Source organism: Paenibacillus gallinarum (assembly GCF_014836635.1).
Taxonomy (GTDB): domain Bacteria; phylum Bacillota; class Bacilli; order Paenibacillales; family Paenibacillaceae; genus Paenibacillus; species Paenibacillus gallinarum.
Map to the genome: position 1 here is coordinate 408,097 of NZ_JACSQL010000001.1, position 16,424 is coordinate 424,520.

Sequence of the window (16,424 nt, forward strand, 5' to 3'; positions counted from 1 at the left end):
CAAAAAAACCTCTCTTGTCATTGAATGGTGAGTTCAATTTCAAGAAAGGTTTTTTGATTAGATTATAGATTAAACGGAAGGAGGAACATGACGAAGGAGCCAATCGGCCACATGTTCTTCCACTTCTTTACGGTTAATTTCATGCAACATTTCATGTCTGCCTTCTGGGTAGATCCGATATTCCAGATCTCTTATCTCAAGTTCTTTATACATTTCTACTAGATTAAGGACTCCTTTGCCATGCATACCTACAGGGTCATTCCCTCCTGAAAAGATATAGACTGGCTTATCTTTAGGAATATTAGCAAGATGATGAGGAAGATGGATCTCCATAAGCAGTTCGAAAAAACCTTGGTAGAAGCGAGCTGTGCATAGAGAGCCGCATAAAGGATCATCTATAAACTTCCGTACTTCTTGTTCATCCCTTGATAACCAGTCAAAAGGAGTAGCAGCAGGGCGAAAGGAGCGGTTAAATCCCCCAAATACAACGGCATTTAGAAAAAAACTTCGACGTTGCTGTCCCTGAATAAGGCTTTGGAGATGAGCGAGGAGTTGACCGAGCTTCAGTAAACTCCGTTTCCCATTGGAACCGGACAGAATATAGCCTTCATACAAATGAGGACCTGCATACATTACCTTTTGGGTAAGGAAGGAACCCATACTGTGTCCAAGTAAAAAAATAGGTGAATTAGGATGCTCTTGGCGTATGAACTTTCCTAGTTCGCCCATATCTTTTGCCATCCACTTAAAGGCGTCGGGTCCGCCATCTCCTAACATCCCCTGATCAACCGCAGTCTTTCCATGACCACGATGATCATTGGCATAGATGATGAACCCGTGTTTAGTCAAGCATTCAGCCAGTTCTTTATATCGCTTCGCTGTTTCGGACATCCCGTGTGCGATCTGAACAATCCCCTTAATAGGTACTTCATCTTCCGGAGCCCACCGATACACAAAGACATTGACTTCATCACTATCCAGCATTTGAAATGTATATTCCTGCATGACTAAATCCTCCTTCCAAAATGAATGGCGGTTAGTGGTTACTTAAAAATTATGGAAGATAAGAGCGTAAAACTGTCGTATTTCCTTCAAGCTTGTAACTTCCAAGGCTAGAAGGCAGTAAATAACATTGACCGGCTTTTAGATCAAGCTTTTCCGTATCATTCCAGATTATTTGGCCGCTGCCTTCACAGACAACGAGAATGGTAAAACTATCTTGAGTGGTAGATAGGTTCCAAGAACCCGCTACAATCCCTTTTTCGACAACAAAATAAGGACAAGAAGCCAGCGTAAGCCAGTTACCAGAAACTGCCTGATTTGTTTTCATCGAAGTAGCCCCTGTATTTTTGAATACGGTTACGTTTAAAGAATCTTCGATATGAAGTTCACGAGGTTTACCGTCAAGGCCAGGGCGGTTGTAATCAAAAATCCGGTAGGTCGTATCTGAGTTTTGCTGAATTTCGGCAACTAACACACCGGCACATAAAGCATGAACTGTACCTGCTGGGATAAAGAAGGAGTCTCCGGCTTCTACGGGTACTTCCTGCAGTGTATCCATTACCGTACCGTTTTCGAGTGCGTCACGCAGCTGATCGTGAGTAACATTTTCTTTTAAACCATATATAATTTTAGCATCTGGTTTTGCATCAAGCACATACCACATTTCTGTTTTGCCGAGTTCTCCTTTTGGAAGTCCAGCATAATCATCGGTAGGATGAACCTGAATGGATAGATCATCATTACAATCAAGCAACTTAATGAGCAGAGGGAATCGGCCTCCTTGTTCGGAAACCCCCTTGTTGCCAAGCCAATCTCGTCCGTACGTTTCTCTTATTTGGTCAAGACCAAGACCAGCTAATTCCCCATTAAGCACTTTTGTTGTTCCATTTGGATGATCAGCAATCATCCAACCTTCCCCAATATGTCCATCAGGTATCGTAAGACCAAATTGTTCTAAAGCGCGACCGCCCCATACTCTTTCCTTAAACTCGGGTTGAAATTGCAACGGGTAAGGCTTCTGCATGATTATTCTCTCCTTATGATATGAATTTAGTCTTTCTTCTACCCATATTAGATTCTGTTATTTTTTCTCAATAGCGATGAGATAGGGGGAAGTGGCTCTCTGCAACTGTCTGTATGTAACTGCTTGACCAATAGCTATAGGAAGTTTCGCAGCCCACTCACTAACTGCATGTGCTTCTTCATCGCCACCTTTGTGTCCGGGATATAATACGACAGTCAGGATTCCTTTAGGTCTAAGTAGATCAAGGGATACCTCCAAAGCAGAGATCGTTGTTGCAGTAAGCGTAATAACAGAAGGATCAGCTTGATCCGCCGGCAGATATCCGAGATTGAACATGACGGCTCCGATATGACCATGGAAATGGGAAGGGATATAATTTTTCATATCCCCATGACTTTGTGTAAAAAAGGTGACGGGAGCAAGTTTATCTTGATCAGGGGCACTCGCAAATCTATTCTTTGCAAGCTCTATTGCTTGCTCTTGGATATCAAAGCCAAAGACATGCCCCTTTGATCCAACGGTCCGTGCCAAAAATAAAGTGTCTGCTCCTGTCCCTACCGTAGCATCAATGGCTGTGTCTCCAGGACGCAGCCTGTCCGCCGTCCAAAGGTGAGCACAGCTAAGAATAGATCGAAAACCCATAAATTAATATCCCCTCCAGTATTTCCCTTGCCAAGTATTACGAGCTTTTAGCTCGGCGTCAATACCATTTAACACTTCCCACTTTTTAAGGGACCACATTGGACCAATCAAAAGATCCCTTGGAGCATCTCCGGTTAGGCGGTGAACAACCATGTCCGGCGGCAAAATTTCTAGTGAATCTACAATAAGTTTTATATATTCGTCTTGCTCCAGAAAACGGAGAAGACCTGCTTCGTATTGTTTTACCATAGGTGTCTTGCGCATAAGATGAAGAAGATGAATTTTGATTCCTTGCACATCCATGTTCGCTACTGCCCTTGTTGTCTCCAGCATCATTTCATGAGTTTCTTGAGGAAGTCCGTGAATAATATGTGTGCATACACGGATGTTGTGTTTCCTTAGCTTTTCAACAGCTTCTACATAGCATTTTGTATCATGTGCCCGATTAATTAACTGTGAAGTTGAATCATGAATCGTTTGCAGACCCATTTCGATCCATAGATATGTCCGTTCATTAAGTTGAGCAAGATATTCAACCACGTCATCTGGTAGACAGTCAGGACGTGTCGCGATCGATAAACCAACTACTCCCGGCTGTTTTAAAATCACTTCAAAGTATTCTCGCAGTTCTTCAACAGGAGCATAAGTGTTCGTGTATGCCTGGAAATATCCAATGTATTTTGCATTCGGCCACTTTTGATGCTGGCGGTCACGAATGGTATTAAACTGCGTTACCAAGTCATTTCTTCTTGATCCCGCAAAATCGCCAGAGCCTCTCGCGCTGCAGAAAGTGCAGCCGCCTTTTGCGATCGAGCCGTCTCGGTTGGGACAAGTAAAACCGGCATCGAGCATGACTTTAAATACCTTATTGTCAAACTGCTCCCGCATTTCATAGTTCCATGTGTGGAATCGTTTGTCTCCCCAGAGTAGAGGAGAGGAAGTTGGTAAATTCATATCAATACTCCTTTTGACTAAGTTCGTTCTGTATATGGAAAAGTAAGGTTGATATTTGAGTTAACGATAACCTTTTCTATTGTATCAAAAAGCTTTGTAAAAGGGGAATTCCCTCTCTCAAAAGAGAGAAAAAGATCACAGACAAATTTTTAAAAAATAAGCGCTTTCCTATTGTAAACCTTACACAGTAATGTTATATTATAACTAGGTCAGACCTTAAAATTATTGCTTACAATTTCGCTAGAATTCATACATTTTGCTCGTCTCGGCCATACTAATAATGAGGTGATAACATGAATTCGATAATAAAAGCAGGACAGAACAAAGTAACGGTTGAGCTTACAGCGGATGAAGCACTAGCACTTACGGGAGTAAGGTTCAATAACAACCCACAAGTTGAAACAATTGCCAAGAAAAAAATACGTAGAGCCTTCGAAAAGACATTTGATTTTTCTACCCAAGATAAGGTAGACTATGAACTGTTAAAGTAGTTGGACCCCAATTCCAATAAATGAAAAAGGAATTATATGCCGTGCCTAATGGGTGCAGTGTGTGATTCCTTTTTCTTTTATCTTTACTTTTCACTGATATTTAGGCACAATTAATGCCGATGAATTTTTTATATAACGGAGGAGAGTTATGCGTTTAAGGGGCAGAAAAGGGATTCGTGAAAGTTTAGAAGAGCAAAAGGACCTTGTTATTCTGAATCCTGCTGATTATAAAGGAAAATGGTCGGAATTGTTTGGAAATGATAGACCAATTCACGTTGAATTCGGTATGGGTAAAGGGCAGTTTATCAGTCAGATGAGTTATCGAAACAAGGAAGTCAATTATATCGGAATCGATATGTATGATGAGCTTGTTCGCCGTGCAAGTGATAAGGCTAGATCAGCTTGGGAGCCAGAAGGTGTCGAAACTCCGCCAAACCTTAAATTGGCACTCGCAAACATTGAAGATATTCTCGATGTTTTTGAAAAAGGTGAAGTGGAACGAATTTACTTGAACTTCAGTGATCCGTGGCCTAAATCAAAACATGCAAGAAGAAGACTGACTCATCCGCGTTTTCTTGATAAGTATAAAGAGGTGCTGAACAGTTTAGGGCAGATTCACTTCAAGACTGACTCAGAGACTCTATTTGAGTTTTCACTTAACTCATTTGCTGATTATGGTCTTCAAATGACTAATATTTCGCTTAACTTGCACCGTGATGGGATCAATGAAGAGCATGTAATGACAGAATACGAACAGAAATTTATGGGCAAAGGAATGAACATTCACCGTGTAGAGGTTATTATTGGTGAACAAGCCCTTGCTGAATATAATGCAACGCGTTTGAAGAAGTATCGTTTAACAGAAAGTACAGGCAAACAAGAACAAGAACAAAATTAAAAAAATGGGAATGTTTACTTGCTTGTCCTCATAACATTTGAATAGTGGAAAATAAGAAAGGTGCCTTTTTATAAAGGCACCTTTCTTGTTTCGACCATTTCAATGATGCTTTTCGCACTCTGCATTGGATGAAATTTCTCAATCTCTTTTAAGTGACGCTCTCTTGTTTCGACAATCGATTCATACTCACTAAGGAGACGATTCATCCATTTTTCGACCACATCTAAAGAGGTGATAGGTTCCCCAAGTCCTTGTTCTGTGAAATACAGACAATTTTCTTCTTCCTGACCAGGTAAGGGGTTATGAAACAGCATCGGAATACCTTTCGCGAGTCCTTCTGAACAAGTCATTCCGCCAGGTTTCGTCACAAGAACATCAGCTACTTCCATCAGCTTGTCGATTTCTCTGGTGAATCCCATAATATGAATGTTGGGCTTTTGATAAAGTGGATTCTGCTCCATTTGGGCTCGGGCTTTGTCGTTATTTCCGAGTACATAGATCAATTGGACCTTTTGTTGCCACTGAGCAAGGTACTCATTCACAATTTCATCGGTCATAAGTCCCCAGCCACCATCCATGACAAGGACCGTAGGCATGTCTTTCAGCTCGAACCTGAGGCGGATCTCTTCACGACTTGGATGTTCCCAAAAATTCGGATGGACCGGAATACCGGTCACCTGAATTTTATTTTTTGGAACACCACGGTCAATAAGCTTGAGCTGGACTTCAGTGGTTGAAACCAGATACCGATCGACTTCAGGGCTAATCCAGGTTCCATGAACATCATAATCCGTTATAACAGTGCATAACGGAACCTCAACTCCTAGACGTTTAAGACGAGCGATGACAGCACTTGGTATTGGATGAGTACAGACAATAATGTCGGGTTTAAGCTGTCTTACAATGCTCCTTGTATGGGTATAAAAAAGTCTGTGTAAGGCGAGCGTTGCAAAACGATTAATTGGTTTTTTATACTGTTTTCGATACATAAGTGCAACAAGCTTGGGTTGTTTTGTAATCGTTCTTTTGTAGGCATTTATAATAAGGGGAGCAACATGCGGGTTGAGAAAACTCCCTAATTCAAGCACTTTCGTCTGCACATCAGATGAGAGTCTCCTTAAACTGCTCGAGAGTGCGTATGCTGCTTGAGTATGTCCGGCTCCGAAACCTTCAGATAATAACAACACTCTTTTTTTGGTCACTCTCAGCTCACCTGTTCCTTGCTCTTTGTTTTCTGTCATTCAAAGATACTAAACATCATGGCCAAAATGCAACCGTTCCGAGTGCAACTGAAGTCCCGATTACTGCTCCGGCAAGTACATCAGAAGGATAATGTAATCCAAGATAGATTCTTGAGAAACCGACAATGCTTGCTAAAGGCAGTAGAACGATGGTTACACTGGGTACGATCATCATAAAAGGAACCGTGACAGAAAAAATCGCGGTAGTATGACCGGATGGAAAAGAATGATCAGATAGGGGATTACGAAACGTATTTGTACCAGGCAGCGCCAGATAAGGTCTGATCCTAGGATACAGCTTCTTCGCTGCGGCAACAGGAATATGACTAATCGCTAAGGATACACAAGCCATATAACCAGCTTGTCTCCATGGCTCGGGTGCGAGTGTAGCAATGAGAAGAGAAGCTGCGATCGTAAATGTTGCCCCACCCAAATGAGTTAAGTAGTAAAGCCAAAAATTTAGAAAACGGTTATGAAGACGTCCGTTAATCCACATAAAAATTTTTTGTTCGAATGCTTGTAGTCTTACGAAAAAACGGCTCATATAACCATCCCCCTGCATCAATTGCGTCCACAATGAGTATTAATCCTAGTTTATCATATTTTTAAATGATATCCCTTTCAATAATAACCCATTTACACCCTGTAAAAAAACAGTGCTTTTGACTTTACTCACGAAAAAAATATAAAATGATTCAAGCCACCAATTCTGGTTTAAAAAGTTTAGAGCTTTATTTAAACTTTTTTACTGCTTTTTGCGTTTAATATTTAGATCTTATTCCTGCATTTAGAAATAAATAAAAATGGAGGAGGGGAAGATCAAATAAAAAACGCGTAATCGGATGAAAATAAGACTTAACTGCTATGAATGAAGGCTTGAAGTAGTTCTTCTAGTGAAATCAGCCCAAAAGAACGCTTTATTGCCGAGATGCTGTCATTTGAGGATTTTGACAAAACTTCAGAAAGCATACAAAATCGAGTAGGCAGTTAAGAATAGTGGTGAAGATATAGAAACGAAACAAAGAACGGGTCATGTACTACAAAAAAAGATGTGCGTAAAAAAAGAGAAGCTCATATTAAAGAGGGGGTAGCAGAGAACAAATGTTTAATGCGATATTTGTGACGTTCCAAGTGATCTTGGCGTTTCTTGCTGTGTATCAGTTTAGTTTTTCTCTGTTCGGTCTGATTAAAAAGAAGAAGAAACAACAGTTTCCGCCGAACAAGTCATTTGCTGTATTGGTTGCTGCTCACAATGAGGCAGAAGTTATTGGAGCCTTACTTGAGAATATGAAAAAGTTGGATTATCCAAAAGAGTTGTACGATGTGTTTGTGATCTGTGATAACTGTACAGATAATACAGCTGAAATTGTTAGAGCACATGGAATGAACGCCTGTGTCAGAGTGAATCCAGATCAACGCGGTAAAGGTTATGCGATTGAATGGATGCTCAAAGAACTTTGGAGCATGCCAAGACAGTATGACGCGATCGTCATGTTTGATGCAGATAATCTGGCAGCTACGAATTTCCTTCAAGAAATGAATGATGATTTGAATCGCGGAGCTCGCGTTATTCAAGGATATATTGATACAAAGAATCCGGAAGACTCCTGGATTACAGCTGCTTACGGTATTTCTTACTGGTATATTAACCGTTTGTGGCAGTTGTCTCGTCATAACCTGAATATGGCTAACTTTTTAGGTGGTACGGGAATGTGTTTTGAAAGTAAACTTCTTAAAGATATGGGCTGGGGAGCTACATCCCTGGTAGAGGATCTTGAGTTCACGATGCGTGCTGTTGAACGTGATGTGTATCCTGTGTTCAACTATGACGCTAAGGTGTTTGACGAGAAGCCACTTACGTTTAAAGCTTCAGCAAGACAACGTCTGCGCTGGATGCAAGGTCACTTTACAGTAGCGAGAAGATATTTCTTCCCATTGATATGGAAAAGTATCAAGCAAGGTAGTCTGGTTAAATTTGACCTCGCTGTATACAGTGCGAATGTTTATGTAGTGTTACTGACTTTTCTTATGACGGCGGTCAGCTTGATCGATATTACGTTGTTTAAAGGTCCGAATATTACAAATATTTATGGATACTTGCCAATATGGGTAGGATTTTCTGCTATTTTGGCAAACGTCGTTACATTCTTAGCGTCTCTTGCACTGGAGAAGGTTAAAATCAAGAAGGTGTATACATCACTTATCTTGTTCCCGATCTATCTGTTATCCTGGTATCCAATTACGCTTTATGCGTTCTTTACACAGAATAACAAACAATGGAGCCACACGAAGCATACTCGTGTTGTTCGCTTGGAAGAAGTACAAAGCAAACAAGGATAAAAATAATATATTTTGTGCTTGACGGTTTGTATGAGCTGTGTTATATTAATCAAGTGATTGTTTACGGAATCATAAGAAGAAGGTACGACTTCTCACCTGTTCGGCTGAAGCTGACGGGTACGATCCCAATGATTTATGAAACTTGATTTTTCATGAAGAATTGTCGATTGTTCAGGGATGTCGGTAGCCTACCGGCATCCCTATTTTTTTTCGAATGGGTATCGATAACGACATGGAGGTGGACAGTTATTAGTAAAGAACACATGATTAACGATGAAATTCGGTCGAAGGAAGTTCGTTTGGTTGGAGCTGAAGGGGAGCAAATTGGTATTACACCAATTCGCGAAGCATTGCAGATGGCTGCAGATCTCAACTTAGACTTGGTGAATGTAGCACCGCAGGCTAAACCGCCAGTATGTCGCATTATGGACTACGGTAAGTTCCGCTATGAGCAACAAAAGAAAGAAAAAGAAGCACGCAAGAATCAAAAGATTGTGGACATTAAGGAAGTTTGGTTCCGCTCTAACATTGAGGAACACGACTACCAAACAAAACTTCGCAATGTAGTTAAGTTCTTGAAGGATGGCGACAAAGTGAAGTGCTCCGTCCGCTTCCGCGGACGTGAGATCGCCCATGCGGATATCGGTCAAAAGATTTTGGAGCGCGTTAAAGTAGAAGTTGCTGAGATCAGCAGCATCGAACGTCAACCAAAACTTGAAGGTCGAAGCATGATTATGATTTTGGCTCCAAAAGCTTGAGCCAGTTAAACTTGGAGGAGGAAATACAAAATGCCTAAAATGAAAACTCACAGCAGTCTGAAGGGTCGTTTCAAAATTACAGGTACTGGTAAAGTGAAACGTTATAAAGCATACAGAAATCACTTGCTTTCCCACAAATCCAAACGTGCAAAACGCGTTCTTGCTGGTAGCCCTGTAATGGCACCTGGAGATGTTAAACGTTTGAAACAAGGTTTGTCTAACCTTAAATAGTCTCGTTTTGCAACAACTGCATCTAAGCAGTATAACTACTAAACATATATATTTTCTGGGAGGTCTTCTAATATGGCAAGAGTAAAGGGCGGATTCGTTGTTCGTCGTCGTCATAAAAAAGTATTGAAACTTGCTAAAGGTTATTTTGGTTCTAAACACCGTATCTTTAAAACTGCTAATGAACAAGTAATGAAATCCATGGTATATGCATACCGTGACCGTCGTACTACAAAACGTAACTTCCGTAAATTGTGGATCGTTCGTATCAATGCAGCAGCTCGCATGAACGGATTGTCTTACAGCAAATTCATGCACGGTTTGAAACTCGCTGGAGTAGACATGAACCGTAAAATGCTCGCTGATCTTGCAGTGAACGATATCAATGCATTCAACTCTTTGGCTGTTGTAGCTAAAGAAAAAGTGAACGCATAATTTAATAATATGTTGCCGCCGTTATAGGCGGCTTTTTTATGGACATATTTAGGTTCATTTACATAAATGAACTAGGTCTTGTGACATAATGTTTGGATCATTCTTTTTGTATCATACTTAAAATAGTGCAAATAATAATTGGCATTCATGGAAGTAAAAGGGGTAAGAAAGATACTTGTATGGTAAGGAAAGTCACATATAAGTTACATTAACGTGTTAAATTACGAAAGTAAAAACGCTTACATTCCTTTTTTGCTATAAAAACTTAAAATTAAGTGATGAAACTGCTGGATTTTAAAAAAGGATGATTGTATAATCACACCTAGTAGGACAGTCCTACTTGAACTTCTCATTCGCTGGAACTGCAAGGTGTCACGATGAATGTTAATTGTGGCAAGCAGCAGAGCTAATGAAAGATTCAAGAAGGCAATATTTTAAGGGGGAACAATTCCAAGATGAAGAAAGTATTGAGTTTGTCTCTAAGTATGATCCTTGCAGCATCAGTTGCACTTGCCGGTTGCGGTAATGACAACACTAGTGGTTCGCAAGGTAGCGATGGAAACGAAGGAGCAGCAAAATCTGACGTACAAATCGGTATGGTAACGGATGTAGGCGGTGTAAACGACAAATCCTTTAACCAATCTGCTTGGGAAGCTCTGCAAGCTGTAGAGGCGGAATCAGGCGCAAAAGTTAAGTATTTGCAGAGTAAATCGGATAGCGAGTATAACACAAACCTAAACGAGTTCGTACAAAACAATTATAATCTTACTTGGGGAATTGGCTTCCAACTTGCCGAAGCAATTAAAACGGTAGCTGAACAAAACCCAGAATCAAATCTTGCGATTATTGACAGCGTTGTTGAAGCGCCAAATGTGAAATCTGTAACTTTTGCAGAAGAACAAGGCTCTTTCCTCGTAGGTGTGATCGCTGGTAAAATGACAAAAACAAATAAAATTGGTTTTGTTGGCGGTATGTCCAGCCCACTCATCAAGAGATTTGAAGTTGGTTTCAGAGAAGGTATTAAAGCAGTAAATCCTGATGCTAAGTTTATTCCTACTTACACTGGTAACTTTGATAAACCTGACGAAGGAAAAACAGCAGCAGCTACACTCTACAACGATGGAGTAGATATTATCTTCCACGCTGCTGGTGCAACAGGTACAGGCGTGTTCAATGAAGGTCTGTCCCGTAAAAAATCCGGCCAAGATGTGTGGGTAATCGGTGTAGATAAAGACCAATCTATCGAGTTTGGTGATGAAATCACACTGACGTCCATGATCAAAAAAGTAGACGAAGCAGTTAAAAAAGTATCACTTGAGTTAGTAAACGGTACTTTCGAGGGTGGAATCGAAGAGCTTGACCTTGCCGACAACGCTGTAGGTATTGCTGAGACTTCAACAGCTAACGTTCCTGAAGATGTTCTGAAACTCGTTGACGAGTATAAAGAAAAAATCATCAGCGGCGAAATTGTTGTTCCAACTGAGTAGTGTAACTGAGTAGTTCAAGTATTACCGTTTCTTACGTAAAAGTAGATACGATGTAAATAAGCATAATGACAAGGCTGGTTATTAGAACTAGCCTTGTTCTCACGTCTAGGGCCATAATTACTAATAAATTCTATATAAGGGTGATCTCATGGGTGCAGCAACTCCTGTTGTAGAGTTAAAGCAAATTACAAAACGCTTCCCAGGTATTGTCGCCAATGATTCCATAAGTTTGCAGCTGCACAAGGGTGAAATCCATGCGCTGCTAGGGGAGAATGGTGCGGGTAAATCAACGTTGATGAATATTGTATTTGGATTGTATCAGCCTGATGAAGGCAGCATCGAAGTTAACGGCAAGCCTGTATTAATTGATAGTCCAAACAAAGCAATTGAACTGGGAATTGGAATGGTCCATCAGCATTTTAAGCTGGTGCAACCTTTTACTGTAGCTGAGAATATTATACTAGGTTCTGAACCAAGAAAAGGGCTGGGTATTAACTATAAAAAGGCAGTAGCAGAGGTTACACGTTTATCAGAAATGTATGGATTACAAGTAAATCCAAACGCCAAAATTGAAGATATATCTGTAGGTATGCAGCAACGTGTTGAAATTCTTAAAACACTGTATCGCGGAGCAGAAATTCTCATTTTTGACGAACCAACAGCAGTACTAACACCACAGGAAATTACGGAATTGCTTGTGATTATGAAGAAGCTCGTTGCTGAAGGAAAGTCCATTATTCTGATTACTCATAAACTGAAAGAAATTATGGAGATTTCAGATAAGGTTACCATTATCCGCCGCGGGAAAGTGATTGACACGGTTAAAACTTCCGAAACTTCTCCAAATGATCTAGCAGCTAAAATGGTAGGACGAGAAGTAACTTTCAAGGTAGATAAGAAACAGGCCGAGCCTAAAGAAGTAGTTCTTGATATTCAAAATCTTACATCTAAGAATCAAGATCACATCTCTGTTCTTGATCAATTGAATCTGCAAGTGCGAGCTGGCGAAATTGTCGGAATTGCCGGGGTAGACGGTAATGGTCAAAGTGAACTGATTGAGGCTATCACTGGACTGCGTAAAGTAGATTCGGGAAGTATCAAGCTCAATGGCAAAGAGATCAAGAATCGAACTCCTCGTAAAATTTCAGAGTCAGGTGTAGGCCATATACCGGAGGATCGTCATAAACATGGTTTGGTACTTGACTTCTCTGTAAGTGAAAATATGGTGCTCGAATCTTACTACAAAGAACCATTTTCAAAGAAAGGTTTTCTGGATTTTAAAGAGATCGATAAGCATACGGTGAAATTGGTAGAAGCATTTGATGTAAGAACACCAAGCATTGATACGAAATCTCGTGCACTCTCTGGTGGTAACCAGCAGAAAGCGATTATTGCGAGAGAAGTGAATAAAAACCCAGATTTACTTATCGCTGCACAACCGACACGCGGACTTGACGTTGGTGCAATTGAATTCGTACAAAAACAACTCATTGCCCAGCGGGATCAAGGGAAAGCTGTTCTTCTTATTTCTTTTGAGTTAGATGAAATTATGAATGTATCTGACCGGATCGCTGTTATCTATGAAGGACATATCGTAGGTGAAGTACTGCCAGAGGAGACAAATGATCAAGAACTCGGACTTATGATGGCAGGCAGCATGAAGAAGAGAGGTGCAGCGGGTGAATAATGTATTAAAATGGTTTACGAAGGACTCATTTATATATCCTGTAGTAGCTATTATTATGGGTCTGTTCTTGGGTGCATTCGTTATGCTGATTGGTGGATATAATCCCATTACGGCTTATGGTGCACTGATTGATAAAGTTTTTGGAAGTACCTATAACTTTGGTGAGGCAATTCGCGAGATGACTCCGCTCCTGATGACGGGTCTGGCTTTCGCTTTTGCATCGCGAGCAGGTTTGTTTAACATCGGGGCTGAAGGTCAGTATATCGTAGGTATGACCGCAGCTACGTTTATCGGGATTAAATTTACTGGTTTACCCGTACTCATTCATGCACCGCTTGCTCTCATTGCTGGGGCAATTGCAGGTGGACTTTGGGCATCTGTTGCGGGTTTTCTTAAAGCGAAACGCGGAGTTAATGAAGTTATCACCAGTATTATGATGAACTGGATTGCTCTTTATATGGCTAATCTTGTAGTAAGACAGTTCTTGCTTATGCCTGGTGAAAATCGTTCAGAGCAAATTCAGCCTAGTGCGTCGATCGCGATCGGCTGGTTGTCTGAACTGATGAACAATTCACGTGTTCACTGGGGAACGTTAATTGCTCTTGTAGCAGCCTTGTTTTTCTATATTTTCATGTGGAAGACGAAACAAGGTTTTGAGCTGCGTGCCGTTGGTTTCAACCATCATGCCGCAGAATATGCCGGGATGAAAGTAAACCGAAATGTAGTAAAAGCAATGTTTATCAGTGGAATATTTGCTGGTCTTGGCGGTGCGTTTCAAGTGCTTGGGGTGTTTGGATATCAAACCGTGTTCCAAGGTTCTCCAGGTATCGGATTTGACGGAATTGCCGTTGCTCTGATTGGTATGAATCATCCACTTGGTGTTGTACTAGGAGCCATTTTATTTGGTGGATTAACCTATGGTTCTTCCGGAATGAGCTTTGCTGCGGATGTTCCACCGGAATTGATCCGAATCGTAATCGGTTCGATCATCTTCTTTATAGCTGCACAAGGGATTGTGCGCTGGGTGCTTAAACCCTTTAACTCCAAGCGCAAGAAAGAGAAGGTGTTGTAAACATGGACTTCATAACCCTTTCTGGACAACTGATTAATACTACACTCGTTTTCGCAACTGCGCTTGTTTTTGCTGCGCTAGGCGGTATTTTTTCCGAGCGTTCCGGGGTAACAAATCTCGGGATCGAAGGTTTTATGATTTTCGGAGCTTTTGCAGCAGGTGTTACGGCTCACTATGCACAAGATGCAGGCATTTCTGGAGGATCCGCAGCGGTGATCGGTCTTATTGCTGCTGCCGTATTCGGACTGATTGTATCTCTTATTCACGCTGTAGCTTCGATTACTTTTAAAGCAGACCAGATTATTAGTGGTATCGTTATTAACTTCCTGGCTGCCGGTAGTACCCTGTATATGGTTAAATTACTCTTTGATGGTTCGGGAGAAACTCCGCTTATTTTAGGCTTTGAAAAATGGGATCCAACTTTGTTCGGTATAAAGTTAGCTGAAATTCCGTTCTTTGGAAGTGTGTTTATTAATCATTATCCGACTACGTTCTTGGCTATATTGTTCGTTATTATTGCTTACTACTTCCTGTATAAAACGCCTTATGGACTGCGTCTTCGTTCTGTCGGGGAGCACCCTAGTGCGGCAGATACAATGGGAATTAACGTAACGAAATATAGATATGTTGCGGTTATGGTTAGTGGAGCACTAGCGGCGATTGGTGGTGCAACGCTGACTCTTACTACAACGGGAGTATTCTCACACAATACCATTTCCGGACAAGGATACATTGCGATTGCTGCGATGATTTTTGGTAAATGGAATCCGATTGGTGCATTTGGCGCTGCCATGTTCTTCGGATTGTCTCAAGCCGTTCGTAACTATATTCAAATATTCGAATGGTCTCAGGCTATTCCCCAGGAAATTATTTTCATGCTGCCGTATGTACTTACCATTGTCGTACTGGTCGCTGCCGTAGGTCGCTCTTCTGCTCCTGCTGCACTCGGTCAACCATACGATCCAGGCAAGCGATAATTTGGGATTCGAAAATGGACAGATAACCCGAAGGTGTTCACATTCATGTGTACACCTTCGGGTTTTTTTGTACATGCAGGACATAGGAACAGGCAAATCTCTGATCTATGAATAGTATAATATTGAATTCTACTCAGAAGGAGGGAGAAAGATGAGTAAATCTGTGAGCGCTAATGAAGCGAAAAAATGGATTGGACAGGAAATTATAGCTGTTCGGAAAGATGGAACACAGGTAGCGGGCAAGCTCGTATCTGTATCGGGTAATAAACTTATACTCGAACCGGTGGGCGGAAAAGAGGCAGGTACACGGGCAATTATACCTTTGGTGTTATTCGATCTTCTCGCAATTGGTACTTTGCCTTTTATAGGCGGCGGTTTTGGCGGCCCATTTGGCGGGGGAGGTTATCAAGGAGGTTATCAAGGTGGTTATAATGGAGGAGGCTACCAGGGGGGAGGTTATCCTGGCGGCGGTTATGGCTACGGAGGCAAACCAGGTGGTGGTTACGGCTTTGGACCAGGTCCAGGACCGGGCCCAGGCCCAGGTTTTGGAGGAGGATACGGTTATAAAAATAAATTTTTCTACTAAAGAATCAATTTCATAATACCTTTCGTTGCTTTTATCAGGAGATATATAGATCAAAATGGTTCTATTTGTCTATATAGTTACAAACTTATCGTTTTAATGAGTTATGAAATTGAACTAGTATCGTTTCAATAGCTTTCTAAACTTTTTCCCATCTCATAACAACGGCCAATGTCCATATATCGAATTAATTCATAACCTGATTTCTTATAAAAAAGGACCCCTTTATGGTTGCCTTCGTCCACCATCACTTTTGATCTTTTACACCCCCGTGAGATTCCAAATTGTTCTGCTTTGAGTAGGAGCTCTCTGCCATGATTCTTCCTCTGTTGTTTCGGTGAGACTGCCATCATGTCAATATAAAGTAGATCTCCATGCATCATAAAGTGAATGAAACCAAATAAATCCGATTCGTATGTCGAAGAGGATACGAAAGAAATTCCCCTTGTTAATCTGAAGGGGATTTCTTTAATGACTTGATCGATATCCTGCTTGCTCATGTGAGAGAGAGGGACCAATTGTGTTTTAATGAGTTCCATGATAGCAGAGTCATCCTGCTTAGGTCTCCGATTTCGAATCATGGAAAAGACCTCCTTTTGAGCAAG

General features: G+C 41.1%; 18 protein-coding genes. 11 read left to right on the top strand and 7 right to left on the bottom strand.

Translation table 11 applies throughout. The annotated features are described in order from the left end of the window. Positions 1–69: 69 nt before the first annotated feature. The 4 genes from H9647_RS02040 to H9647_RS02055 are packed head-to-tail and all read right to left on the bottom strand — an operon-like array spanning position 70 to position 3,622. Positions 70–1,005, bottom strand: a complete 936-nt coding sequence (locus tag H9647_RS02040; protein ID WP_191797718.1) for an alpha/beta fold hydrolase — start codon at positions 1,003–1,005, stop codon at positions 70–72. 49 nt (positions 1,006–1,054) lie between these two features. Then, positions 1,055–2,026, bottom strand: coding sequence for a type I phosphomannose isomerase catalytic subunit (locus H9647_RS02045; protein WP_191797720.1), 972 nt, complete (start codon positions 2,024–2,026; stop codon positions 1,055–1,057). Between the two features lie 57 nt (positions 2,027–2,083). Continuing rightward, a complete protein-coding gene (locus H9647_RS02050; RefSeq protein ID WP_191797722.1) occupies positions 2,084–2,668 on the bottom strand; it encodes a tRNA (mnm(5)s(2)U34)-methyltransferase in 585 nt (194 codons plus the stop codon). 3 nt (positions 2,669–2,671) lie between these two features. After that, positions 2,672–3,622, bottom strand: a complete 951-nt coding sequence (locus H9647_RS02055) for a TIGR01212 family radical SAM protein (RefSeq protein ID WP_191797724.1) — start codon at positions 3,620–3,622, stop codon at positions 2,672–2,674. Positions 3,623–3,915: 293 nt separating this feature from the next. Between H9647_RS02055 and H9647_RS02060 the strand changes: the two genes are divergently transcribed. Both H9647_RS02060 and trmB read left to right on the top strand, forming a co-directional pair. Continuing rightward, on the top strand, positions 3,916–4,113 hold the full coding sequence (locus H9647_RS02060; protein ID WP_191797726.1) for a hypothetical protein: 198 nt from the start codon (positions 3,916–3,918) through the stop codon (positions 4,111–4,113). Positions 4,114–4,261: 148 nt separating this feature from the next. After that, positions 4,262–5,011, top strand: coding sequence for a tRNA (guanosine(46)-N7)-methyltransferase TrmB (trmB, locus tag H9647_RS02065; protein ID WP_191797728.1), 750 nt, complete (start codon positions 4,262–4,264; stop codon positions 5,009–5,011). A gap of 68 nt (positions 5,012–5,079) precedes the next feature. On the opposite strand, the gene H9647_RS02070 is transcribed toward trmB, so the two are convergent. Together H9647_RS02070 and H9647_RS02075 are read right to left on the bottom strand one after the other, a co-directional pair. Continuing rightward, a complete protein-coding gene (locus H9647_RS02070; RefSeq protein WP_449867017.1) occupies positions 5,080–6,213 on the bottom strand; it encodes an MGDG synthase family glycosyltransferase in 1,134 nt (377 codons plus the stop codon). Positions 6,214–6,268: 55 nt separating this feature from the next. Further along, positions 6,269–6,796 carry a phosphatase PAP2 family protein gene (locus tag H9647_RS02075; RefSeq protein ID WP_191797732.1) on the bottom strand — a complete coding sequence of 176 codons (528 nt, stop codon included), beginning with the start codon at positions 6,794–6,796 and terminating at the stop codon, positions 6,269–6,271. Between the two features lie 557 nt (positions 6,797–7,353). Between H9647_RS02075 and H9647_RS02080 the strand changes: the two genes are divergently transcribed. The 9 genes from H9647_RS02080 (at position 7,354) to H9647_RS02120 (ending at position 15,822) form a co-directional block, all read left to right on the top strand. Further along, positions 7,354–8,592, top strand: a complete 1,239-nt coding sequence (locus H9647_RS02080; protein ID WP_191797734.1) for a glycosyltransferase family 2 protein — start codon at positions 7,354–7,356, stop codon at positions 8,590–8,592. A gap of 263 nt (positions 8,593–8,855) precedes the next feature. Further along, positions 8,856–9,350 (top strand): translation initiation factor IF-3, encoded by a 495-nt coding sequence (infC, locus tag H9647_RS02085; protein WP_191798616.1) that lies wholly within the window; start codon positions 8,856–8,858, stop codon positions 9,348–9,350. Positions 9,351–9,380: 30 nt separating this feature from the next. After that, positions 9,381–9,581, top strand: a complete 201-nt coding sequence (gene rpmI / locus H9647_RS02090; RefSeq protein ID WP_191797736.1) for a 50S ribosomal protein L35 — start codon at positions 9,381–9,383, stop codon at positions 9,579–9,581. 72 nt (positions 9,582–9,653) lie between these two features. Then, a complete protein-coding gene (gene rplT / locus H9647_RS02095) occupies positions 9,654–10,013 on the top strand; it encodes a 50S ribosomal protein L20 (RefSeq protein WP_160032823.1) in 360 nt (119 codons plus the stop codon). 455 nt (positions 10,014–10,468) lie between these two features. Continuing rightward, complete coding sequence (locus H9647_RS02100) at positions 10,469–11,500, top strand: BMP family lipoprotein (protein WP_191797738.1); 1,032 nt, start codon at positions 10,469–10,471, stop codon at positions 11,498–11,500. 148 nt (positions 11,501–11,648) lie between these two features. Further along, positions 11,649–13,187 carry an ABC transporter ATP-binding protein gene (locus H9647_RS02105; RefSeq protein WP_191797740.1) on the top strand — a complete coding sequence of 513 codons (1,539 nt, stop codon included), beginning with the start codon at positions 11,649–11,651 and terminating at the stop codon, positions 13,185–13,187. Further along, positions 13,180–14,259, top strand: a complete 1,080-nt coding sequence (locus H9647_RS02110; RefSeq protein ID WP_191797743.1) for an ABC transporter permease — start codon at positions 13,180–13,182, stop codon at positions 14,257–14,259. Before H9647_RS02105 ends, H9647_RS02110 begins: the two co-directional genes overlap by 8 nt. A gap of 2 nt (positions 14,260–14,261) precedes the next feature. Then, on the top strand, positions 14,262–15,236 hold the full coding sequence (locus tag H9647_RS02115; RefSeq protein ID WP_191797745.1) for an ABC transporter permease: 975 nt from the start codon (positions 14,262–14,264) through the stop codon (positions 15,234–15,236). Between the two features lie 151 nt (positions 15,237–15,387). After that, on the top strand, positions 15,388–15,822 hold the full coding sequence (locus H9647_RS02120; RefSeq protein WP_191797747.1) for a hypothetical protein: 435 nt from the start codon (positions 15,388–15,390) through the stop codon (positions 15,820–15,822). 125 nt (positions 15,823–15,947) lie between these two features. Here H9647_RS02120 and H9647_RS02125 read toward each other — a convergent pair whose 3' ends face one another. Then, positions 15,948–16,400 (bottom strand): GNAT family N-acetyltransferase, encoded by a 453-nt coding sequence (locus H9647_RS02125; protein WP_191797749.1) that lies wholly within the window; start codon positions 16,398–16,400, stop codon positions 15,948–15,950. Positions 16,401–16,424: the final 24 nt, after the last annotated feature.

What these genes read in the sequence shown, in the direction of transcription:
- H9647_RS02120 (WP_191797747.1), top strand. Translation starts at nt 15,388, where the DNA reads ATGAGTAAATCTGTGAGCGCTAATGAAGCGAAAAAATGGATTGGACAG.
- H9647_RS02055 (WP_191797724.1), bottom strand. Translation starts at nt 3,622, where the DNA reads ATGAATTTACCAACTTCCTCTCCTCTACTCTGGGGAGACAAACGATTC.
- trmB (WP_191797728.1), top strand. Translation starts at nt 4,262, where the DNA reads ATGCGTTTAAGGGGCAGAAAAGGGATTCGTGAAAGTTTAGAAGAGCAA.
- H9647_RS02080 (WP_191797734.1), top strand. Translation starts at nt 7,354, where the DNA reads ATGTTTAATGCGATATTTGTGACGTTCCAAGTGATCTTGGCGTTTCTT.
- H9647_RS02045 (WP_191797720.1), bottom strand. Translation starts at nt 2,026, where the DNA reads ATGCAGAAGCCTTACCCGTTGCAATTTCAACCCGAGTTTAAGGAAAGA.
- rpmI (WP_191797736.1), top strand. Translation starts at nt 9,381, where the DNA reads ATGCCTAAAATGAAAACTCACAGCAGTCTGAAGGGTCGTTTCAAAATT.
- H9647_RS02100 (WP_191797738.1), top strand. Translation starts at nt 10,469, where the DNA reads ATGAAGAAAGTATTGAGTTTGTCTCTAAGTATGATCCTTGCAGCATCA.
- infC (WP_191798616.1), top strand. Translation starts at nt 8,856, where the DNA reads ATGATTAACGATGAAATTCGGTCGAAGGAAGTTCGTTTGGTTGGAGCT.
- H9647_RS02105 (WP_191797740.1), top strand. Translation starts at nt 11,649, where the DNA reads ATGGGTGCAGCAACTCCTGTTGTAGAGTTAAAGCAAATTACAAAACGC.
- H9647_RS02075 (WP_191797732.1), bottom strand. Translation starts at nt 6,796, where the DNA reads ATGAGCCGTTTTTTCGTAAGACTACAAGCATTCGAACAAAAAATTTTT.
- H9647_RS02115 (WP_191797745.1), top strand. Translation starts at nt 14,262, where the DNA reads ATGGACTTCATAACCCTTTCTGGACAACTGATTAATACTACACTCGTT.
- H9647_RS02060 (WP_191797726.1), top strand. Translation starts at nt 3,916, where the DNA reads ATGAATTCGATAATAAAAGCAGGACAGAACAAAGTAACGGTTGAGCTT.
- H9647_RS02125 (WP_191797749.1), bottom strand. Translation starts at nt 16,400, where the DNA reads ATGATTCGAAATCGGAGACCTAAGCAGGATGACTCTGCTATCATGGAA.
- rplT (WP_160032823.1), top strand. Translation starts at nt 9,654, where the DNA reads ATGGCAAGAGTAAAGGGCGGATTCGTTGTTCGTCGTCGTCATAAAAAA.
- H9647_RS02040 (WP_191797718.1), bottom strand. Translation starts at nt 1,005, where the DNA reads ATGCAGGAATATACATTTCAAATGCTGGATAGTGATGAAGTCAATGTC.
- H9647_RS02050 (WP_191797722.1), bottom strand. Translation starts at nt 2,668, where the DNA reads ATGGGTTTTCGATCTATTCTTAGCTGTGCTCACCTTTGGACGGCGGAC.